The organism is Streptomyces sp. NPDC093544, assembly GCF_040683495.1.
Taxonomy (GTDB): Bacteria; Actinomycetota; Actinomycetes; order Streptomycetales; family Streptomycetaceae; genus Streptomyces.
Genome location: NZ_JBFBEA010000033.1, coordinates 76,100 through 92,349, shown reverse-complemented (window position 1 = coordinate 92,349; position 16,250 = coordinate 76,100). Strand labels below are relative to the sequence as shown.

12 protein-coding genes and 6 pseudogenes are annotated in these 16,250 nt (G+C 67.2%); 7 read left to right on the top strand and 11 right to left on the bottom strand.

Annotated elements, in window-relative coordinates:
- Window positions 1-589: 589 nt before the first annotated feature.
- Window positions 590-1,318 (bottom strand): TetR/AcrR family transcriptional regulator, encoded by a 729-nt coding sequence (locus AB0N66_RS36730; protein WP_365443283.1) that lies wholly within the window; start codon window positions 1,316-1,318, stop codon window positions 590-592.
- 89 nt (window positions 1,319-1,407) lie between these two features.
- Here AB0N66_RS36730 and AB0N66_RS36725 point away from each other — a divergent pair, with 89 nt between their 5' ends.
- Both AB0N66_RS36725 and AB0N66_RS36720 read left to right on the top strand, forming a co-directional pair.
- A complete protein-coding gene (locus AB0N66_RS36725; RefSeq protein WP_365443281.1) occupies window positions 1,408-2,268 on the top strand; it encodes an SDR family oxidoreductase in 861 nt (286 codons plus the stop codon).
- 148 nt (window positions 2,269-2,416) lie between these two features.
- Window positions 2,417-3,226, top strand: a pseudogene (locus tag AB0N66_RS36720) (IS481 family transposase); the annotation flags it as partial.
- Between the two features lie 172 nt (window positions 3,227-3,398).
- On the opposite strand, the gene AB0N66_RS36715 reads toward AB0N66_RS36720, so the two are convergent.
- From AB0N66_RS36715 to AB0N66_RS36705, 3 genes and pseudogenes are all read right to left on the bottom strand, one after another.
- Window positions 3,399-4,778, bottom strand: coding sequence for an IS1380 family transposase (locus AB0N66_RS36715; RefSeq protein ID WP_365443279.1), 1,380 nt, complete (start codon window positions 4,776-4,778; stop codon window positions 3,399-3,401).
- A gap of 123 nt (window positions 4,779-4,901) precedes the next feature.
- Window positions 4,902-5,765: pseudogene (locus AB0N66_RS36710) on the bottom strand (aminoglycoside phosphotransferase family protein).
- 286 nt (window positions 5,766-6,051) lie between these two features.
- Complete coding sequence (locus tag AB0N66_RS36705) at window positions 6,052-6,531, bottom strand: Rrf2 family transcriptional regulator (RefSeq protein WP_365443277.1); 480 nt, start codon at window positions 6,529-6,531, stop codon at window positions 6,052-6,054.
- Window positions 6,532-6,746: 215 nt separating this feature from the next.
- On the opposite strand from AB0N66_RS36705, the gene AB0N66_RS36700 reads away from it, so the two are divergent.
- Both AB0N66_RS36700 and AB0N66_RS36695 read left to right on the top strand, forming a co-directional pair.
- The gene (locus AB0N66_RS36700; RefSeq protein WP_365443275.1) at window positions 6,747-7,223 is read left to right on the top strand and encodes a nuclear transport factor 2 family protein; all 477 of its coding nucleotides are present in this window, start codon (window positions 6,747-6,749) and stop codon (window positions 7,221-7,223) included.
- 353 nt (window positions 7,224-7,576) lie between these two features.
- Window positions 7,577-8,260, top strand: a complete 684-nt coding sequence (locus tag AB0N66_RS36695; protein WP_365443273.1) for an NAD(P)-binding domain-containing protein — start codon at window positions 7,577-7,579, stop codon at window positions 8,258-8,260.
- 291 nt (window positions 8,261-8,551) lie between these two features.
- Here AB0N66_RS36695 and AB0N66_RS36690 read toward each other — a convergent pair.
- From AB0N66_RS36690 to AB0N66_RS36680, 3 genes and pseudogenes are all read right to left on the bottom strand, one after another.
- A pseudogene (locus tag AB0N66_RS36690) lies at window positions 8,552-8,824 on the bottom strand (transposase); the annotation flags it as partial.
- Between the two features lie 291 nt (window positions 8,825-9,115).
- A pseudogene (locus AB0N66_RS36685) lies at window positions 9,116-9,215 on the bottom strand (IS5/IS1182 family transposase); the annotation flags it as partial.
- Window positions 9,216-9,423: 208 nt separating this feature from the next.
- Window positions 9,424-11,388, bottom strand: a complete 1,965-nt coding sequence (locus AB0N66_RS36680; RefSeq protein ID WP_365443271.1) for an RICIN domain-containing protein — start codon at window positions 11,386-11,388, stop codon at window positions 9,424-9,426.
- Between the two features lie 367 nt (window positions 11,389-11,755).
- On the opposite strand from AB0N66_RS36680, the pseudogene AB0N66_RS36675 reads away from it, so the two are divergent.
- Window positions 11,756-11,845 (top strand): annotated as a pseudogene (locus AB0N66_RS36675) (DNA-binding response regulator); the annotation flags it as partial.
- Between the two features lie 112 nt (window positions 11,846-11,957).
- Here AB0N66_RS36675 and AB0N66_RS36670 read toward each other — a convergent pair.
- Together AB0N66_RS36670 and AB0N66_RS36665 are read right to left on the bottom strand one after the other, a co-directional pair.
- Window positions 11,958-13,013 (bottom strand): class I SAM-dependent methyltransferase, encoded by a 1,056-nt coding sequence (locus AB0N66_RS36670; RefSeq protein ID WP_365443269.1) that lies wholly within the window; start codon window positions 13,011-13,013, stop codon window positions 11,958-11,960.
- 20 nt (window positions 13,014-13,033) lie between these two features.
- A complete protein-coding gene (locus tag AB0N66_RS36665; RefSeq protein WP_365443267.1) occupies window positions 13,034-13,345 on the bottom strand; it encodes a CGNR zinc finger domain-containing protein in 312 nt (103 codons plus the stop codon).
- Between the two features lie 120 nt (window positions 13,346-13,465).
- On the opposite strand from AB0N66_RS36665, the gene AB0N66_RS36660 reads away from it, so the two are divergent.
- Window positions 13,466-13,810, top strand: a complete 345-nt coding sequence (locus tag AB0N66_RS36660) for a hypothetical protein (RefSeq protein ID WP_365443265.1) — start codon at window positions 13,466-13,468, stop codon at window positions 13,808-13,810.
- Window positions 13,811-13,925: 115 nt separating this feature from the next.
- On the opposite strand, the gene AB0N66_RS36655 is transcribed toward AB0N66_RS36660, so the two are convergent.
- Entirely contained in the window at window positions 13,926-14,315 is a 390-nt protein-coding gene (locus tag AB0N66_RS36655) for a hypothetical protein (protein WP_365443263.1), read from the bottom strand.
- Between the two features lie 70 nt (window positions 14,316-14,385).
- Between AB0N66_RS36655 and AB0N66_RS36650 the strand changes: the two are divergent.
- A pseudogene (locus tag AB0N66_RS36650) lies at window positions 14,386-15,328 on the top strand (IS982 family transposase).
- Here AB0N66_RS36650 and AB0N66_RS36645 read toward each other — a convergent pair.
- Window positions 15,321-15,635, bottom strand: coding sequence for a HEAT repeat domain-containing protein (locus AB0N66_RS36645; RefSeq protein WP_365443261.1), 315 nt, complete (start codon window positions 15,633-15,635; stop codon window positions 15,321-15,323). The pseudogene AB0N66_RS36650 and the gene AB0N66_RS36645 overlap by 8 nt on opposite strands.
- Window positions 15,636-16,250: the final 615 nt, after the last annotated feature.

Here is a 16,250-nt window from a genome sequence, read left to right as displayed (position 1 = left end):
GAGCCGACGTGCTCTTCGCGATGCTCCGCGACGGCACTTTCTACCAACCACCAACCCCGATCACCCCTTGACCAAAGTCATAGGGGCACCCCCCCACCCAGCGAGGAAGAAGCAGCCGGACGTCGGCGACGCAAGAGGGCGGCTACCTGTTTCCAGCGCGCACCGAGCGGGATTCAGGCTTCTCGCGGTCCACCGTAGGGCGCGGGGCGTGCCGACGGGAGGGGCTCGGTCAGCTATCCACCCGGTCTCGCACGAGGTGGTGACAGAGGGGGCTGGAGTAGTCGATGTGCCGGTCGATCCCGGGCAGCCCGGCGTCCGACTGCGCTTGTGTGCCGATCCACGGCAGGAACTCCCCCAGCTCGACGCCGCGGATGAGAGACGTGGCACGTGAGCTGCTTCCTAGCTGTATTGACCACGAGCGCTGTTAACAGTGGGCGGCGGAGACGTGATCAAGGTTGGCGGCACGTTATGGGTAAGGGGAAGCCGGTCGGAGTCGCGTGGTCGCCAACTGTCGCATCCCGTGGACGCTGCTTCATCGCACGATCTCTCCTCGGGAGGTTCGACCTGTACGAAGGCGCCTGACGCATGGTCAGGCGTGTGGCGTGCCACCGTCCGCCGCCAGGCGTGTGAGCCACTCATGCAGCAGGCGCTGCTCGGCGTCGCTCAGGACATCGGCACCGTCGGGGAGGGCGGCGCGCAGCGCGCGGGCCGCCGCGGCCGGACCGGATTCCGAGGCGGGGACCACCGGCTCGGCGCGAGTGACAGCCGCGACCATGGACTCGCGCAGGACGGTCAACAGCGCAGGATTGCGGCGGTCCGCAGGGGTGGAGTGCCAGGTGGTGACCGCGCCCTGGCCGGTTGCCTGGATGATCTGGGCGGCCAGCTCCTCGTCGACCCGCAGCCACCCCCCGGCAGCCAGCCGGCGCACCCGCCCATGGAGGATCTCCAAGCCCGCATGGTGTGCTGCGTCCGATCCCCGGCCCATGGCCCGGTTCATCACCGCGAACAGCTCGGGGCGGGAGACCCCGAACTCGACCACCATGTCCCAGCCGCGGCGCAGCTCCTCCACCGGGTCCTGTGGGGCGGGGTCGAGCTGCGCGCGCTTTTTCTCCAGGAACTGCGCGTAACCGTGCTCGGCGACGGCCTCAAGAAGCCCCTCCTTGTCGCCGAAGAGGCGGTAGATCGCCGGCGGCTGCATTCCGGCCGCGGCCGCGACCGCGCGGGTGCTCACCGCGTCAGGGCCGCCGTTCTCCAGCAGCTCGACGGCGGCGTCGACGATGCGGCGCCGGGGACTGTCGGTTGAGTCGCGCGTAGCCATGAACCGATGTTACCGAGGATCTGGTTCCACTGGAATTTCCAGTGTTACCGTAATTACGATTCCATCGGAAACAGTTTGCGGAGAACTCAATGATCATCGTTACCGGAGCAACCGGAAAGCTCGGCCGCCGCACCGTCGAGCGCCTCCTGGAGCGCGTCCCCGCCGACCGCGTCGGCATCAGCGTCCGCGACCCCCGCAAGGCCCAGGACCTCGCCGACCGCGGCGTCCGCGTCCGGCAGGGCAGCTTCGACGACCCCACCTCGCTCGTACACTCCTTCGAGGGCGCCGAGCAACTGCTCCTCGTCTCCCTCGACCGCACAGGCCAGGAATGCGTCAGCGGCCACCGCGCCGCCATCGACGCCGCCGTGCAGGCCGGCGTCGGTCGCATCCTTTACACCAGTCAGATGGGCGCCGCCCACGACGCCCGCTTCCAGGCATGCCGGGACCACGCCCAGACCGAGGACCTGCTGCACGCCACCGGCCTGCCCTGGACCGCGCTGCGCAACGGCTTCTACGCCTCCAGCGCCCTGCAGTTCCTGGAGTCCGCCCGCCACACCGGCGACATCGCCCTCCCCGCCGACGGTCCCGTCGCCTGGACCGGCCACGACGACCTCGCCGAGGCCACTGCGGTGATTCTCGCCGAGGAGGCCCGCTTCGAGGGGCCCACCCCGGCGCTCACAGGCCCGGCGGCGCTCGACTTCGACACCATCGCCGAGATCGCGTCCGAGGCCACCGGACGGCCCTTCACCCGCACCGTCGTCCCCGACGGCGTCTTCCGGGAGCAGGTCCTGGCGCACGGCGCCCCGGCCCCGATCACCGACCTGATGCTGAGCATCTTCGCCGCGGCGCGCAATGGCGAGTTCACCGCTGTCGACTCGACGCTGGCCGAGCTGATCGGGCGAAAGCCCGCCACCTTCCGTACCCAGCTGGAGCGTGCCTGGGCCGAATAGATCCAGTGGGGCGCGCAGACAGCCTGGCCTGACTCGCCGCCCACAAGGCTCGTCCTCTGTCGCCCGAGGACGTCGATCACCAGATCGGCGCCCTCGGGCACAAGCCCAGCCTCCGCACCAGACTCCGCACCGATCCCAGAGGTTTCCCGTGCCCCATCCCCATGCCGGGCTGACCATCCACGGCAGACGGCTCCTCGTCGACCGGGTCCGCGCTGGCAGGCCCATCGCCCACGCCACCGAAGAAATGGGCATCTCCCGCACCACAACCCACAAATGGGTACGGCGGTGGCGAGCCGAAGGCGAGCCGGGGTTGTATGACCGCTCCAGTCGACCCCTGACGACACCGCACCGAACCCCTGCCGATGTCGAGAATCGCATCTGCGAGCTACGACGCGACCGCAAGCTCGGCCCTGCACGGATCGGCCCGATCCTGGGCATACCCAGCTCGACGGTCCACCGCGTCCTGACCCGCCACGGCCTGAACCGGCTGCGCTGGATGGACCGGCCCACCGGTCAGGTCATCCGACGCTACGAACGATCACGTCCCGGCGAACTGGTCCACGTCGACATCAAGAAGCTCGGCAACATTCGCGACGGCGGCGGACATCGGATCATGCCCCGCCAGCAGGCCGCCGGCAATCGGCGGGCCACAACCGACGCGCGTAGGGGCGGCAGTCCCGTTATCGGCTACAGCATCGTCCACACAGCTGTCGACGATCACTCCCGGCTCGCGTACAGGGAGGTTCTGACCGACGAATGCAAAGAGACCGCGGCCTCTTTCTGGCGGCGCGCGAATACTTTCTTCGCCGAGCACGGCATCACCGTCGAGCACGTCCTTACCGACAATGGCTCCTGCTACAGATCCCGCCTGTTCGGCCAGACTCTCAGCGCCGCCGATATCGTTCATAAGCGCACGCGCCCCTATCGCCCGCAGACGAACGGCAAGGTCGAGCGCCTAACCTCGATCATTCATGGGTCCTCGCTAGTTCGCTGACGGGGACTCTGCGTTTGTGTGGTGCGGTCTTTTCGGTGCCGGGGCGGGCCGAGGACCCGGCTTTCGCGACGGGTGGGCGCCGGGTTCCACTTTCCCGGGGTGGTGGTGTGGCTGTTGGGACAGTCGAAGTGGCTGGTCAGCCAGGGTTCGGCAGGGCCTGGAGCCGGTCGATTGCTTGGGTGATGACGTCGGTCCAGGGCCATCTGTCGGGCAGGCGGAGCCAGTGGCGGCGGCCGGTGTTCACAAGTTGTGCGGCGGTGGAGAACAGCCGCAGCCGGAGTCGTTTGGGTTCCCAGCGGCGGGTGTCGCCGGTCAGCGCGAGCATCGGCATCCAGGCCAGGAGATCGAGTGCGAGGGAGACGATCTCGAGCCAGATCTGGTTCTGCGCGGTGTCGTGGAGGGGCAGGTTGCGCAGGCCGGTGTCGCGGGCGTTTCGGATCCGGTCCTCACAGCGGGCCCGACGGCGGTGACGCAGTTCCAGGTCGGCGAGCTGACCGCCCTGGGTGTTGGTCGCGAAGCAGGTCAGCCGTAGTCCGTCGAGGTCGGTGAAGCGCAACTGGGCGCCGGGATGCGGCCGTTCCTTGCGGACGATCAGCCGCATCCCCTTGGGCCAGGTGGTCAGGTCGGGCAGGTCGGTGATCTCCGCGACCCAGGCCCCAGGTCGCTCGGTGCCGCCGGAGTCGTAGGCCGGCGTCCACGCCCTCTTCGGGATCTCCAGCACCGCCTGGTGGACGGCGTCGGTGATGGTCATTCCCACCGAATACGACAGCCATCGGCCCGGCTTGGAGAGCCAGCCGAGGAAGGCGTGGGTGCCGTCGGCGGAATCGGTCCGGATCAGCGTCTGCCGGCCCCGCCGCAAGGCTTTGGGCAGTTGGGCCAGGGCGAGCTGGGTGGTTTCGATGTGATCGCTCGCGGTGTTGGAGCCCGCGTTGCCGGGCCGTAGCAGGGCGGCCACCGGCTCGCCGGAACCGACCTGGCCGTGGTCGACGAATGCGAGCAGGGAGTGATGGCCGAAGGTCTTCTTCCAGGTCGCGGTGGCGTCCTGCTTCTCGGAGTGCGCCGGGACCAGCACGCCGTCGAGGTCCAGGGTCACTGATCCATCGACGGCGGGACTCTTCGCACCGGCCAACTCCCAGGCACGGGAGCGTACTTCTGCTCGGGCCGTGCGGATCGCGGCCAGGGCCTTCGGCCCGGCTGCGGCGAACGTGTCGAGCAGACGGGAGATGGTCGGATCGGAGGCCACCGGGCCGAACACCTCGGGTTCGGCCCGCAGTATCGCCGCGTCTGCCAAGCAGTCCCCGCCCAGAGCGACTCCGAGCGCGACGTCCAGCAGGGCCTTGCCCGGATCGTGTACCGCCCGGCGCTTGCGCCACGGTGTCAACGCCGCCGATATCGCACTGTCTAGCCCGGTCTTGCGAACTGTCTCTACCAACAGCACCGCCCCGGCCTGCGAAACCATTCCGCGACCGCTGCCCTCAACTCGGAGACGCGGGTAAGACCCGATACGCGTGGTCACCTGGGAAGTGCTTCTTTCCTCGCAGCCAACAAGACTCTCGGCAAGTCCTATCGTTGCAGGTCAGGAGCACTTCTCGCGTTTGCGATCAGACCTCGGACACCACCGATTGGCGGGTTCGTGAGTTCACACGGTGCCGAACCACGCCTCTGCCAGCGAGTCCAGCGTGGCCGTCCGCGGCGCCGGCAGCACCCTGAAGTACCAGGGGAGGTTGCTGTAGACGTGCACGAAGGTGTGCGCAAGCAGTTCGCGCGGCGAGAAGACACGGCCGTAGGCGGCCATGATCCGGCCGAGCAGACGCGGATCGCCTCGGGAGAGGAAGACGCCGACGGCGACGAAGTCGTACGCACGGTCGCCGAGCATGGCAGGCTCGAAATCGAAGAGCCCGCTCAGCGTCCACCGGCTCGAATCCGCCAGCAGATGTTCACGCATGACGTCAGTGTGCAACAGCACCCGGTCCGGTTCACTGGCCAGCGGTACAGACTGAAGGAACTCCGGTATTTGTTCCAGTCACAGATCTGGCAGCCTGTCCTTGCGCTGCCGCGCCACGGCTGTTCCACACTGCTGGGTTAGAAAGGCACTCCAGCTGGGTGGGCCGAGTACACCGCGCAACGGCTCCGTGTCGAGAGCATGGAGTGCCCCGAGCGTCTCGCCGACCTCGCTTGCCAACCGTTCCCGGTCAACTCCCGGCACACTCGGCCACGAATCGGCCAGCCCCTGGCCGGTAAGCTGCGACATGAGGATGTAGCGCCAGCCGTTCTCGTATTCGCCGTCGGCGTGGACCTCTGGGGTGGCAACAGGCAGCTTGCCCTGGACGTGTTCCAGAACCCGTGCTTCCGTGCGGCCGTCCTCAGCGCAGACTGTGGGATACAGCTTGAGCACGTGCCGGTCACCAACTGCGTAGACGGGAAAGGACCCTTCGGGATATCGCCGGAGGGATTGGCCCGCCAGACCCAGACGGGCAGCCAGATGCTCAGCGCCTGGCTGCATGATCTCCTCGACGCCGACAACGGCAGTCCACTCTTCATCCGTGAGCACGGCAGGCAGCATGTCCCGGAGCGTAGAGGTGCCTGATCGCACGCACGAACGGTTTTCGGAGCAGGGGCAGTCACGAGGATCGGACACTCCATGCCACCGCGGCACGATGCGAGCTCACCTGAGAAGTGCGTCCGACGGGCGCTGCGATTCGGAAATCGTCGGCATCATTCTTGCTGGTCAAGATGCTTTTCGCTTGCCTGGTGACCGGTCGCGCAACGTGCTCCGTGAAAGCGCGACGCTAATGACGGGCCGCGACCAGCGGCCGTTCCGAAGCGGGAGTATCACCGGCCCGGTCGATGGCGCGCAACTCGTCGAGGCTGTCGGCGAGGGTGCGGCCTGCCAGCGCGCTGAGGACGGCTGCCTCGGTCTCGTCGGTGAGCCTGGCGAAGTACTCGGCGGAGTGGTTGGTGACCAGGCACTCCCGGGGCCCCTCGCGCCGGGGGGCAAAGAGCGGCTTGTCCCCGATGGCTGAGCGGTAGATCTCCCCCAGTGTGATCCGGTCCGCGGGCCGACCGAGGCGGACACCCCCGCTGCGGCCTTTGATGGACACGACGAGGGCGTCCTGCACCAGCGGGACCATCAGCTTGCGCACCAGACTCGGGTTCGTGTCCAGACTCCTGGCGAGCTGGGTCGAGCTAAGGACGGGACTGCCCTCTTCCTCGGCATGGCCCAGCAGGAGCATGGCCTTCAGCGCGCTGGAGAACCGCACGTCCAGCATGGTCGCACCCCTTTCGTCGGCTGCTCAGTCCGGGTGACTCCCGACGCCCCCATATTAGCAACTCCTACAGTTGCACTTCCTTTCAAGGATATGTACTTTTCACACATGCAGATTGCGGGCCGAGGTGCCCGTCTGCGGCGCACAAGCGACCGGTCGCCCGTCTGCCCTGCAAGCCCGGTCACCGACCGGCATCACAGAGAGAACCGGAGAACGTCATGAGCACCGAGAACGAGATCAGGGAGATCGTTTCCCGATACACCCGGGCTGCGGACCAGCGCGACGGCAAGGCGCTGGCAGAGCTCTTCGAGGCCGACGCAGACGTCTCGGTCCACTACCACCGCGGGCCCGATGGGGATGAGTTGCTGGGAACCCTCTCCGGAGGGGCGCAGATCGCGGAAGCCATGTCCACGTCGATGGCGCCGCATCCGCCCCTGGGCTGGAGTCACCACACCACCTACGACCACCTGGTCTCCGTCGACGGCGACGAGGCGAGCATCGAAACCCAGTTCATCACCTTCGACGTCGTCGGCACCAGGAAGCCCGAGGGCGGGTGGCCCGAGGGCACCTTCGGCGCCCAGGGCACCATCAAGCCCATCGAGTCCGGGTACTACCGCTTCAGCTTCCGCCGGACCGACGGTGACTGGCGCATCCGTCACCTGGGCGTCATTCACGACATCCCCTACGTCTACTGATCACGCTGCGGCCCGTTCCCCACGCCAGCACAGCGGGCCGCGGAGGGTGGCTGCCGAACCGGACCCGGCCGCGTGACCGGGACAACTCCGTCACACGCCGCCGGCTGTCGCCCCAGGGCACGACAGCCGGCGCCGGTACGGGCCCACGGCGGCCTCGTCCACAGCCACGCACGGCACGTACGTTCCGCCCTCTCGCGGCTCCGGGCAGGCGAAAACCCCGCTCGCCGGGGCGGAGCGGGACCGCAGTTCTTGATGTATTTCAACAGTCACTGCTGATCCGCACGACTCTCACTTCGGGAACCGACGAGAGACACTCGTGCGGATCGGCACTCAACCGGGAGGTTGTCCCAGGCATGGCGACACTTGGACTCATCGGCAGCGGACAAATCGGAAGCACGCTCGCCCGTCTGGCAGTCGACGCCGGACTGGACGTCGTGCTCAGCAACTCGCGAGAGCCGCAGACACTTTCCGGCCTCGTGGACGAACTGGGGCCGCAGGCCCGTGCGGCCACTCCCACGCAGTCGGCAACCGCCGGTGACTGGGTCGTCGTGACGATCCCGGTCGGCGCTGTCGGGACGGTCCCCCGGAAGCCTCTCGTCGGCAAGACGGTCATCGACACCGGCAACTATTGGGCCCCGCGTGACGGCCTCATCCCGGAACTCGAAGCGCGGGAGCTCACCGACAGCGAACTGCTCCAGCGGCATCTGGCCGAGGCGCACGTCGTGAAGGCGTTCAACAACATCAACTACACACACCTGGCGGCACTGCCGCGGCCCGTGGACGCGGCCGACCGCACCGCCCTGCCGATCGCCGGCAACGACCAGGAGGCAAAGAAGCACGCCGCCGAACTGCTCTCGCTGCTCGGGTATGACTCCGTCGACATGGGACCCCTCACCGAAAGCTGGCGCTCACAGATGGGCACTCCGGCCTTCTGTGCACCCTACGCGGCGACCAAAAACGACCAGTACCTCAACCAGCCGGCCGCTCCCGCCTCTGTCGCCGAGATTGGCGCGGCGCTGGCGTCCGCACGGCGCTGAGGCACGAACGCCTGCCGGCTTCGGCTTCGGTCGCATCGTGGCGTCTGCGGAGTATGCGCAGAGCGACGTCGCCCTGCGCAGCAGTACTGGCACGAACAGATTCGGCAGGCCAGGCGCCGCAGGGAGCCATCAGAGGAGGGTCCGTGAGCTGGTGATCCTTTCCGGGTGAGGCTAGGGCAGGGTCGCTGATTGCGGGACGGTTACTCCTTCCTGGTGAAGCTACCTGTGTCGACTTCGGTGAGGACATCGAGTTTGCCTAGATGATCGATTCCAAGGGGTTTAGACGGTGTCCTATGTGGTGAGGCGGACGAGTCGTTCGTAGCAGCACAAGGCAGCTGCGAGGCCGAGAAAGGCCAGGTAGTTGCGGGGATTACGTTCGTAGCGAGGGCTGAGTCGTCGGTAGCCCGACAGCCACGACATCGTCCGCTCGATCACCCAGCGGCGGCGACCCAATCGTTCGCTGGACTCGATGCCTTTGCGGGCGAGGCGCACGCCGATGCGTTTAGCGCATAACCATTTCCGCAGGTGGGGGATGTCGTAGGCCTTGTCTGCGTGGAGGCGCTGGGCGCCTGCCGTGTACGTACGCGTGGGTGCCGCGCCGTTGGACGACGTACTACAGATGATCTTCGATCAGCTCTTTTCCGCCCCGGAACCGGTGAAGCCGACCCGTGCGGAGTGCGAGCAGCTCATCCGCGGCTACCGCACGCTTGTCGTACTCGACGATGTGCCACCCGGCTCGCGCATCCCGCACCATCTCGCGACCGCGCTTACCGGCTACGGCCACCTGGTGACCGGCTCGGTCGGACCTGTACTGACCGGTCTCGGTCAGTCCTGGACGCTGCCGGGGTCCGCCCGCTGCCCCGGCGTGACGATCAAGGACAGGGGGGCGACAGCGGCCGTCCGCGCTCAGGTGGAGCTGGGCGGTGAACCCGCCGCGCGAACGGCCCAGGCCCTCACCTCCTGGACCGCCTCCACCAGGTGGGCGAGCAGACTCTGCAACGGCGTCTCGTCCGAACTCCGTCGGGGCGCAGATCGAGATCTTCCGGGCAATCTGACAGGCGGCTGCCGCCGCACCCTGCCGGCCGACCGCCTCTTTCCCGGGTGGCACTGCCCGGCGTCCTGCGGCACCGCGGGTGCCGGACTCCGGGCAGCGCCGATCCGGCCTACTGAGGGGTGAGTGTGAAGGACTGGGCAGCAGCGCCGGAGCAGGTCCACTGCTGGAGCCGGGCGCCGTCGGTGGCGGAGCCATCGGTGACGTCCAGGCACTGGGCGGGATTGCTGCGTGGCGTCAGGGTGTACGTGCCGCCTGCCTGAGGAACCGCCTTCCACTGCTGATTGGTACCGCCGCCGTAGGCCCAGAGCTGGATCTTCGCTCCGTTGCCGGCGCCCGTCCCGCCGGTGACGTCCCAGACGGCGTTGGCCGCGTTGCGGCTGACGACCTTGTAGTAGCCGCTGTCGGTGGGCTGGAACTGCCACTGCTGGTTGGTGCTCCCGGACACGCAGGCCCACTGCTGCACGGCGGCACCGTTGGCGGTCGAACCAGCCGCGTCGTCAACGCACTTGCCGGTGTTGGCGTTGGTGACCGTGTACCACTTCGTCGGGTCCACAGATCCGCTGGTGCCCCCGCCGACGTCGGGCCAGATGTACGTGCCCACCGTCTTGGCGGGCAGCGTGCTGCTGACCTGCTGGCCGGCGGCCCGCAACGTGAAGGGCTGGTTGGAAGCTGTCTGGTTGACCACGACGGTCACCAGGCTGCCGTCAGGGTTGAGGAAGGCGACGTTGGTGACATTGCCACTGGTGCCGTTGTTCGTCTGGACCCGGGTGGCGCCGCGTGCGATGAACTTCGAGAACTGGCCGACGATGTAGTACTCGGGCAGTGCCCAGTACGTGTCCGGGTTGCTCGGCGACTGGATGAACATGGTCGGGTCGGGTGCACCGGACCACTGCTCCGGGCTGCGGTTCTGGTCGAGCATGGTGACCCAGTCCTGGTACATGATCGACTGGTTGCGGAAGTACTGGACGATCCGGTCCGCGCCGGCGGTGCCCCACACGGCGCGCTCGGTCATGGCCACGTCCTTGGTCGGGTAGCTCGACTTGACCTGTGCCATGGCGGTCGGATCCCCGCCGTAGTCGTGGAAGGCGACGCCGTCGACCGAGCTGAACGCGCTGCTGGGTGAGCCGGGACTGCCGAGGACCCCGGCGGTGTAGGTCGGGCCGTCGCCGAAGTTGTGGTCGTAGGCCCAGATCTTGGTGGCCGACGCGCCGTTGCTGTTCAGTTCGCCGCGCAGCGCGGTGGCGATCCTGCGTTCCTGGTCGGCGGTGAGCGTCATGCCCGGGTAGTCCGGCGGCGAGAACAGCGGTTCGTTCTGCATCGTGACGGCGTACAGCGGCAGTCCCTGGCCCGCGTAGGCGGTGACGGCCTTGCGCAAGTAGGTGGCGAGCACAGGGATGTTCGCGTCGGGAAGCGTGCCGCCGATCAGGCTGTTGTTGTTCTTCATCCAGGCCGGGGGGCTCCACACACTGCCGAACAACAGCAGGTTGGGGTTGATCGCCTTCGCTTCCTTGAGGACCGAGATGATCTTGTAGTCGATGTCCTTCTGGATGGAGAACCGCGACAGGCTCGGGTCGGCCGCGCCGTCGTCGTAGGTGTAGAACTGCCGCGAGGTGAAGTCGCTCGAACCCAGCGGGATCCGGGCGATGTTGAACCCGGCACCGTTGACCGGGTCGACGAGCTTGCGCAGCGCTGCGGTACGCGCGGAGGCACTCATCCGGGACAGGTTGTAGATCGTGGACTCCTCCAGCGAGGAGCCGACGCCAAGGACGGACTGGTAACGGGTGGCCGTGTCAGCGGTGATGGTGGCCGTGCCCGACGCGGTGACCGCGGTGAGGTCGGACTGTCGCGACAACTGATACTGGGTGGAGGCGAGCCCCGCCGCCGGGTTGGTGAACCAGTTCGCGTTGGCCGGGCCGAAACCCGAGGCGGTCGACTCCGAGCTGAAGTACACCTGAACGGGAGCGCCGACTGCTTGGGCCGACGGTGCGTTCACTGTGGTCAGAGCGACGGGTGCGAGCAGCGCGCCGACCGCCGTCGCCGTTAGCGCGAGCGTGGCCCGACGGCTGCGCACCACGGGACTGGCGATCCGGGAGCGCGGTCGCCACCAGTGTGGGTGTCTCAGAGGCACGGGAACTCCTGATCGAGTGGGGGATGTCGCCTATCGCTCGGTGTGAGCCGGTGAGACTCGCCCGTCCGACGCTGGGCGTGCGGTGCGGGCGCTGGATCGGGCGGGGCGTTCCGAAGGCGGGAGGCTGATGCGACTGTGGTTGACGATCAGTGCGGTGACACAAGGGATTCACGGCTTTTTACAAGCCGTGAACTTAGAGGGGGTGCTGAAGTACCGTCAACCCTCGCGTCTCAACGGGCGCATCAGGTGTGGTGTCTCGGGACCGGTCGGTCGCTGTATCCGTGCGTCGTGAGAACCTGGCACGACCGTCAAGACGCACGTCAGCGCGATCCTGTCCAAGCTCGGCGTGCAGGACCGGATGCAAGCGGCCTTGCACGCCGTCCGAACCGGCTTGCTCGACTGACCCACTCGTCCCCCGCCTCACCCCCTCGTCATGCAGGGAAGGACGCCTTACCCGCACTCAACGCGGGTAAGGCGTCCTTCCCTGCACAACAGCAGCGCCCGGATCCCGGGCGCTAATTCCGGGTCAGGAGCACGCGGTAGGCGTTGGAGTAGCCGTGCTTTCGGCCGTACGGGGCGAAAAGCTTGTCGCCGAGGAACGCGAGCACCATCAGTGGCACCGAGATGACCATGCTGGCCTTGCGCACGAACTTGCGCAGCGGACTCGGCGGCTTGGGATGCCACGGCACGTCGTTGCCGCCGACGATCCAGTTGGCCCACAACGCGAAGGCGGCGACCATGTCCATGCCGCCGTGCGGCTCGGACCGCTGCTCGTCCACCACGGTGAAGCCGACGTCCTCGGCCGCCTTCTTCAGGTTGGCGATGGGCATCAGGTTCAGGTGCTGGGGCTGGAGCCAGGGCATCCAGTAACGGCCGAGGATGCGGCCCCACTTGCACTCGGGATCGGGCAGTTCGATGACGAGGTGCCCGCCGGGCGGCAGCACGGCGGCCAGCTCAGCCTTCGGGTCGAGGGTGTGCTCCAAGTAGTGGAACATGCTGAGCACATCGTAGTTCCCGGCCAGTTGCGCGATCATTTCCGGGAAGCTTCCCCGGAATCCGCGCGTGATCCAGCCATGCTCCTGGGCCAGCTCGACGCCGGCGCTCATGTCGAGGCCGTGGAACTCGGTGTCGGGCAAGATCTCCGCGGCTGCCTTGCAGAAGTGGCCGTGCCCGGTGCCGACGTCCAGCCAGCGCTTGGGCTGGTGATGCTGGGTGAGCAGCGAGGCCCGGTCCTTGAGCCCGGCGGCGTTGCCCTCGAACATGGCGGCCATCTGCTGCTCGCCGAGACCGTCGTAGCAGTCCCGGTAGTAGAACTCCAGCCCGGCCAGGCTCAGCCGAGGGTTCTGGAAAATGTGCCGGCAGTCGAGGCATTCGGCCAGTTCGAACCGGCCCGGCTTGTGCTGCAACAGGTCCACGGTGCGCAGCCTGGTCGACAGCCGGGCGCTGCCGCACCAGGGGCAGTCGGTGCGACGAGGCTCGTAGAAGCGGTCCAGTCCGGCCGCGATGTCGGCGAGGTACTGGGGACGCCGCGCGGCGACAGGATCCGTCTCCGGCAGGGAGGAAGCGGTCATGCGCCGCAGCGTAGCGGCGGTCAGCGCCCGCTGTCTGCGCGCTGACGGTGGTAAAAACGGGCGGCCCGGGCCCGGTTGCCGCACGACGGCTGGCAGAACTCCTGACGGCCGTGGACCTTCACGAAATACCGGACGCAGCGGGGCGCGGTACAGGCGGTCAGTTTGTCATGGTCCGGCCCAGACAAAAAGGCGATGGCAGACCGGATATATCCGGCCAGCAGCCGGGCCCGCGCGTCGGTCCGGACGGACCGCAGGCTCGCAAAGGGACTGTCCGACCCGGAAAGTTGCGGCGTGACCGGATCGAGCGCGGCCGCGTTGTTCACAACAGACATTCAGGAGTTGGGAGGTTCGCTCCGCATCATTCTTGTGCCACGTACGCCCTCGACGCGGCCCACGCCGAGCTGACCAGCTCCCTCCTGCAAGAACAGGATCCGCAGATCGTCGCCCTCCACGTGGCGCATATCCGCCGGACGCACTTCGAGCAGCCACTCAACGACCTCAAGGCCGCGATCAAAGGGCTCAAGCTCGGCACGGGACTCGGGTTGATGAACCTGCAGACGCAACTGCCCGCCTTGGGAGCCATCGGCGGCGCGGCAGCGCACTGGCCGGCCGTCACCGCCACATCGATCGGCTTCGGCCTGGTCGGGCTCCACCACGTCACGGCCAAAGAACGCGACCGCATCCGGTCCGACTCGCCCGTCACCTACCTGCTGCAGGCCGAGAAGGTCACCGACCCGCCCTCCTTCATCAACCGATGGACGATCGCAGGCGCCCGCGGTCTCGGCATCAACATCTAGATGATCAATTCCAAGGGATGCCTGCGGAGGGTGTGGGGTGGGCGGCGGCCGGAGCCACCGCGAGACGGTCAGGCGGCGGGCTGCCGGCCCTGGTTGTCGAGGTGGCAGCGGGCGGTCAGGCGTCAGGGTCGACTTCGGGGTGCGTGAACCGCATGGGCTTGCCCAGCGACCGGGCGTAGGCGATTTCGGCTCGGGTGCTGTCTCCGATGTAGTCGCCGACTACGAGCACCTCATCAGCGAGGCGGATCTTCGCCCGGTGCAGATCGTCGAGTCGAACCTTCAGCGCCTCGGCCTCGACAGGATCGGACCAAAGTTCGTGCGGCGACTTCATGTCACAGCCCGGTTTGACGACAATCTTTCCGGCTTTGGTCTCCCGCAGATCGGCCTCGTTCATCTCGGTCATGAAGCGGGTGGAGCCGCAGATCACGACGATACGCGGGAGGCTCAACAGCTTCTTCGCGTCGGCGAGCTTCTCCTCGGGGGTGAGTAGTTGCGGGTATGACACTGGTTCCTCCTGGTGGTGCGGTCCAAGGGGTGCCTGCGGAGACGAGAACGAGGGTATCCAAGATCGTTTTGTGACGAACGACGTGGACACCCTCGCGACGGCACTCCATGCGACGACCGACGACATGTTGAAGGAGCATCCCGACCCGGCGCCGTGGCGCCCGCCGGTCGGCATCACGCCCCGCCTGAGCGATGCCGAACTGGTCACCCTCGCCACGATGCAGGCCATACCCGGCTACACCTCCGAGGCCAAATGGCTCCGCCATGCCCGTGCCCACCTGCGCCACCTCTTCCCCTACCTCCCCCAGCAGCCCGGCTACAACAAGCGGCTGCGCAAGGCCGCCGGTCTGATGCGAAGCGTCAACCGGATCCTGGCCACCACCACCTCGGTGTGGAGCGACGACGTACGGGTCATGGACTCCACCCCGGTGGAATGCGGCCGCTCCCGCGAGACCGTCAAACGCTCCGACCCGGCAGGTTGGGCCGAATACGGCTACCGCGCCAGCCACAGCCGCTTCTTCTGGGGCCTGTGCCTGCGCCTGGTCTGCACCCTTCAGGGCCTGCCCACCTCCTTCGCCCTGACCGGGGCCAAGGCCGACGAACGCGAGACCCTCCGTGACCTCCTGGCAGCCGAACACGAGCTTCTGCGACAGCGCCCCCGACAGACTCTCATCGGCGACAAGAACTACTTCGGCCGTGGTTTCGAACACGAACTGCCCGAGCATGGAGTCCAGTTGCTGCGGCCTACCCGGTAAAGGTGAACGGGAACGGCCTGGCGCAGCCCTGTTCAAGCCGCTGCGACAGGTCATCGAATCGATCAACGAGACCTTCAACGGACAGCTTGACCTCGAACGGCACCGAGGGCGCACACCCGGAGGTGTCATAGCCCGCGTCATGCAACGCATCTACGCGCTGACCGCCGCGATCTGGCACAACGACGCCACCGGACAAGCCGTCCTACGCTCACTGATCGCCTACGATCACCGACCCCCTGGGAATAGATCATCTAGGTGATTGTGCCGTTGGCTCTGGCCTGCCAGAGCAGGGTCCGGGCTTCGGGGGTGTTGAGCTTCGACAGGCCGACGGCTGCGCAGTCCCGTAGCGACTCGTCGGGTCCGACGAGTTGGGCAGCGAGAATCGGCAGGGCAGTTGGAGAAGCGGCTGCTGCGATGAGTTCGAGTAGCCAGCCACGGAGCCCCTGGTCGTCCTGCTCCTCTTCGAACTGCTTGATCAGCTCGTTGAGGTGTTCGGCAGCGTGCGGCAGCAGCTGGTGGAAGCCGTCTTCCTGCTTTTGTGGGTCGCGGCTTCGCATGAGCCTCATGGCTCCAGGGCACTCCCGTGTCATGGCAGTCAGGTTACTGAGCGACTTGGGCTCAGCCCGGTGAAAGGGTCGATCCAGGGCGGCGCCGACGCCGCGACCACACCAGCCACGCCTTGATCGTTCCACCTCAGGTGGCCCGGCTGCTGGGTGTCGAAGACGTCGCCATGGAGCCGGACGGCCGGCATGCCCGCCACCTCGCCCATGCGGTGCGTAAGCCACTGCTCGAACGTGCGAGTTTGCCCGAGGAGTTGTTCGCCCCATTGATGGCGGCAGCTGTTTACGACCCAGATCCCAGCTTCTGCCGCTGGTTCGTCGAGCTGGCGGTCTACGCATTCGGACGCCGTCGTGTGATGGCAGCATTGGTCGAGTACCTACGGATCGGCACGGATGCTAAGCGAGCGGGTGCTGTGCGGGCGTGGTACTTCGCCCACATACCTTTGCGCGCAGATCGGTCCCCAGCGTACGGACCCGCTGAGGTACGTGATCATGCTCTGGACGAGTCGCAAGACATCAAGGACTCCTGGCTGGAGGCCTCCATGCAGGTGTTCGCCGAGCCACCGATCTACGGATGCGCCACCGTGTCCTGCTGGGCCTGCCTACCTCCCGCGCGGCATA

What these genes read in the sequence shown, in the direction of transcription:
- AB0N66_RS36730 (WP_365443283.1), bottom strand. Translation starts at nt 1,318, where the DNA reads ATGGCTACGCGCGACTCAACCGACAGTCCCCGGCGCCGCATCGTCGAC.
- AB0N66_RS36725 (WP_365443281.1), top strand. Translation starts at nt 1,408, where the DNA reads ATGATCATCGTTACCGGAGCAACCGGAAAGCTCGGCCGCCGCACCGTC.
- AB0N66_RS36705 (WP_365443277.1), bottom strand. Translation starts at nt 6,531, where the DNA reads ATGCTGGACGTGCGGTTCTCCAGCGCGCTGAAGGCCATGCTCCTGCTG.
- AB0N66_RS36700 (WP_365443275.1), top strand. Translation starts at nt 6,747, where the DNA reads ATGAGCACCGAGAACGAGATCAGGGAGATCGTTTCCCGATACACCCGG.
- AB0N66_RS36695 (WP_365443273.1), top strand. Translation starts at nt 7,577, where the DNA reads ATGGCGACACTTGGACTCATCGGCAGCGGACAAATCGGAAGCACGCTC.
- AB0N66_RS36670 (WP_365443269.1), bottom strand. Translation starts at nt 13,013, where the DNA reads ATGACCGCTTCCTCCCTGCCGGAGACGGATCCTGTCGCCGCGCGGCGT.
- AB0N66_RS36665 (WP_365443267.1), bottom strand. Translation starts at nt 13,345, where the DNA reads ATGTCTGTTGTGAACAACGCGGCCGCGCTCGATCCGGTCACGCCGCAA.
- AB0N66_RS36645 (WP_365443261.1), bottom strand. Translation starts at nt 15,635, where the DNA reads ATGAGGCTCATGCGAAGCCGCGACCCACAAAAGCAGGAAGACGGCTTC.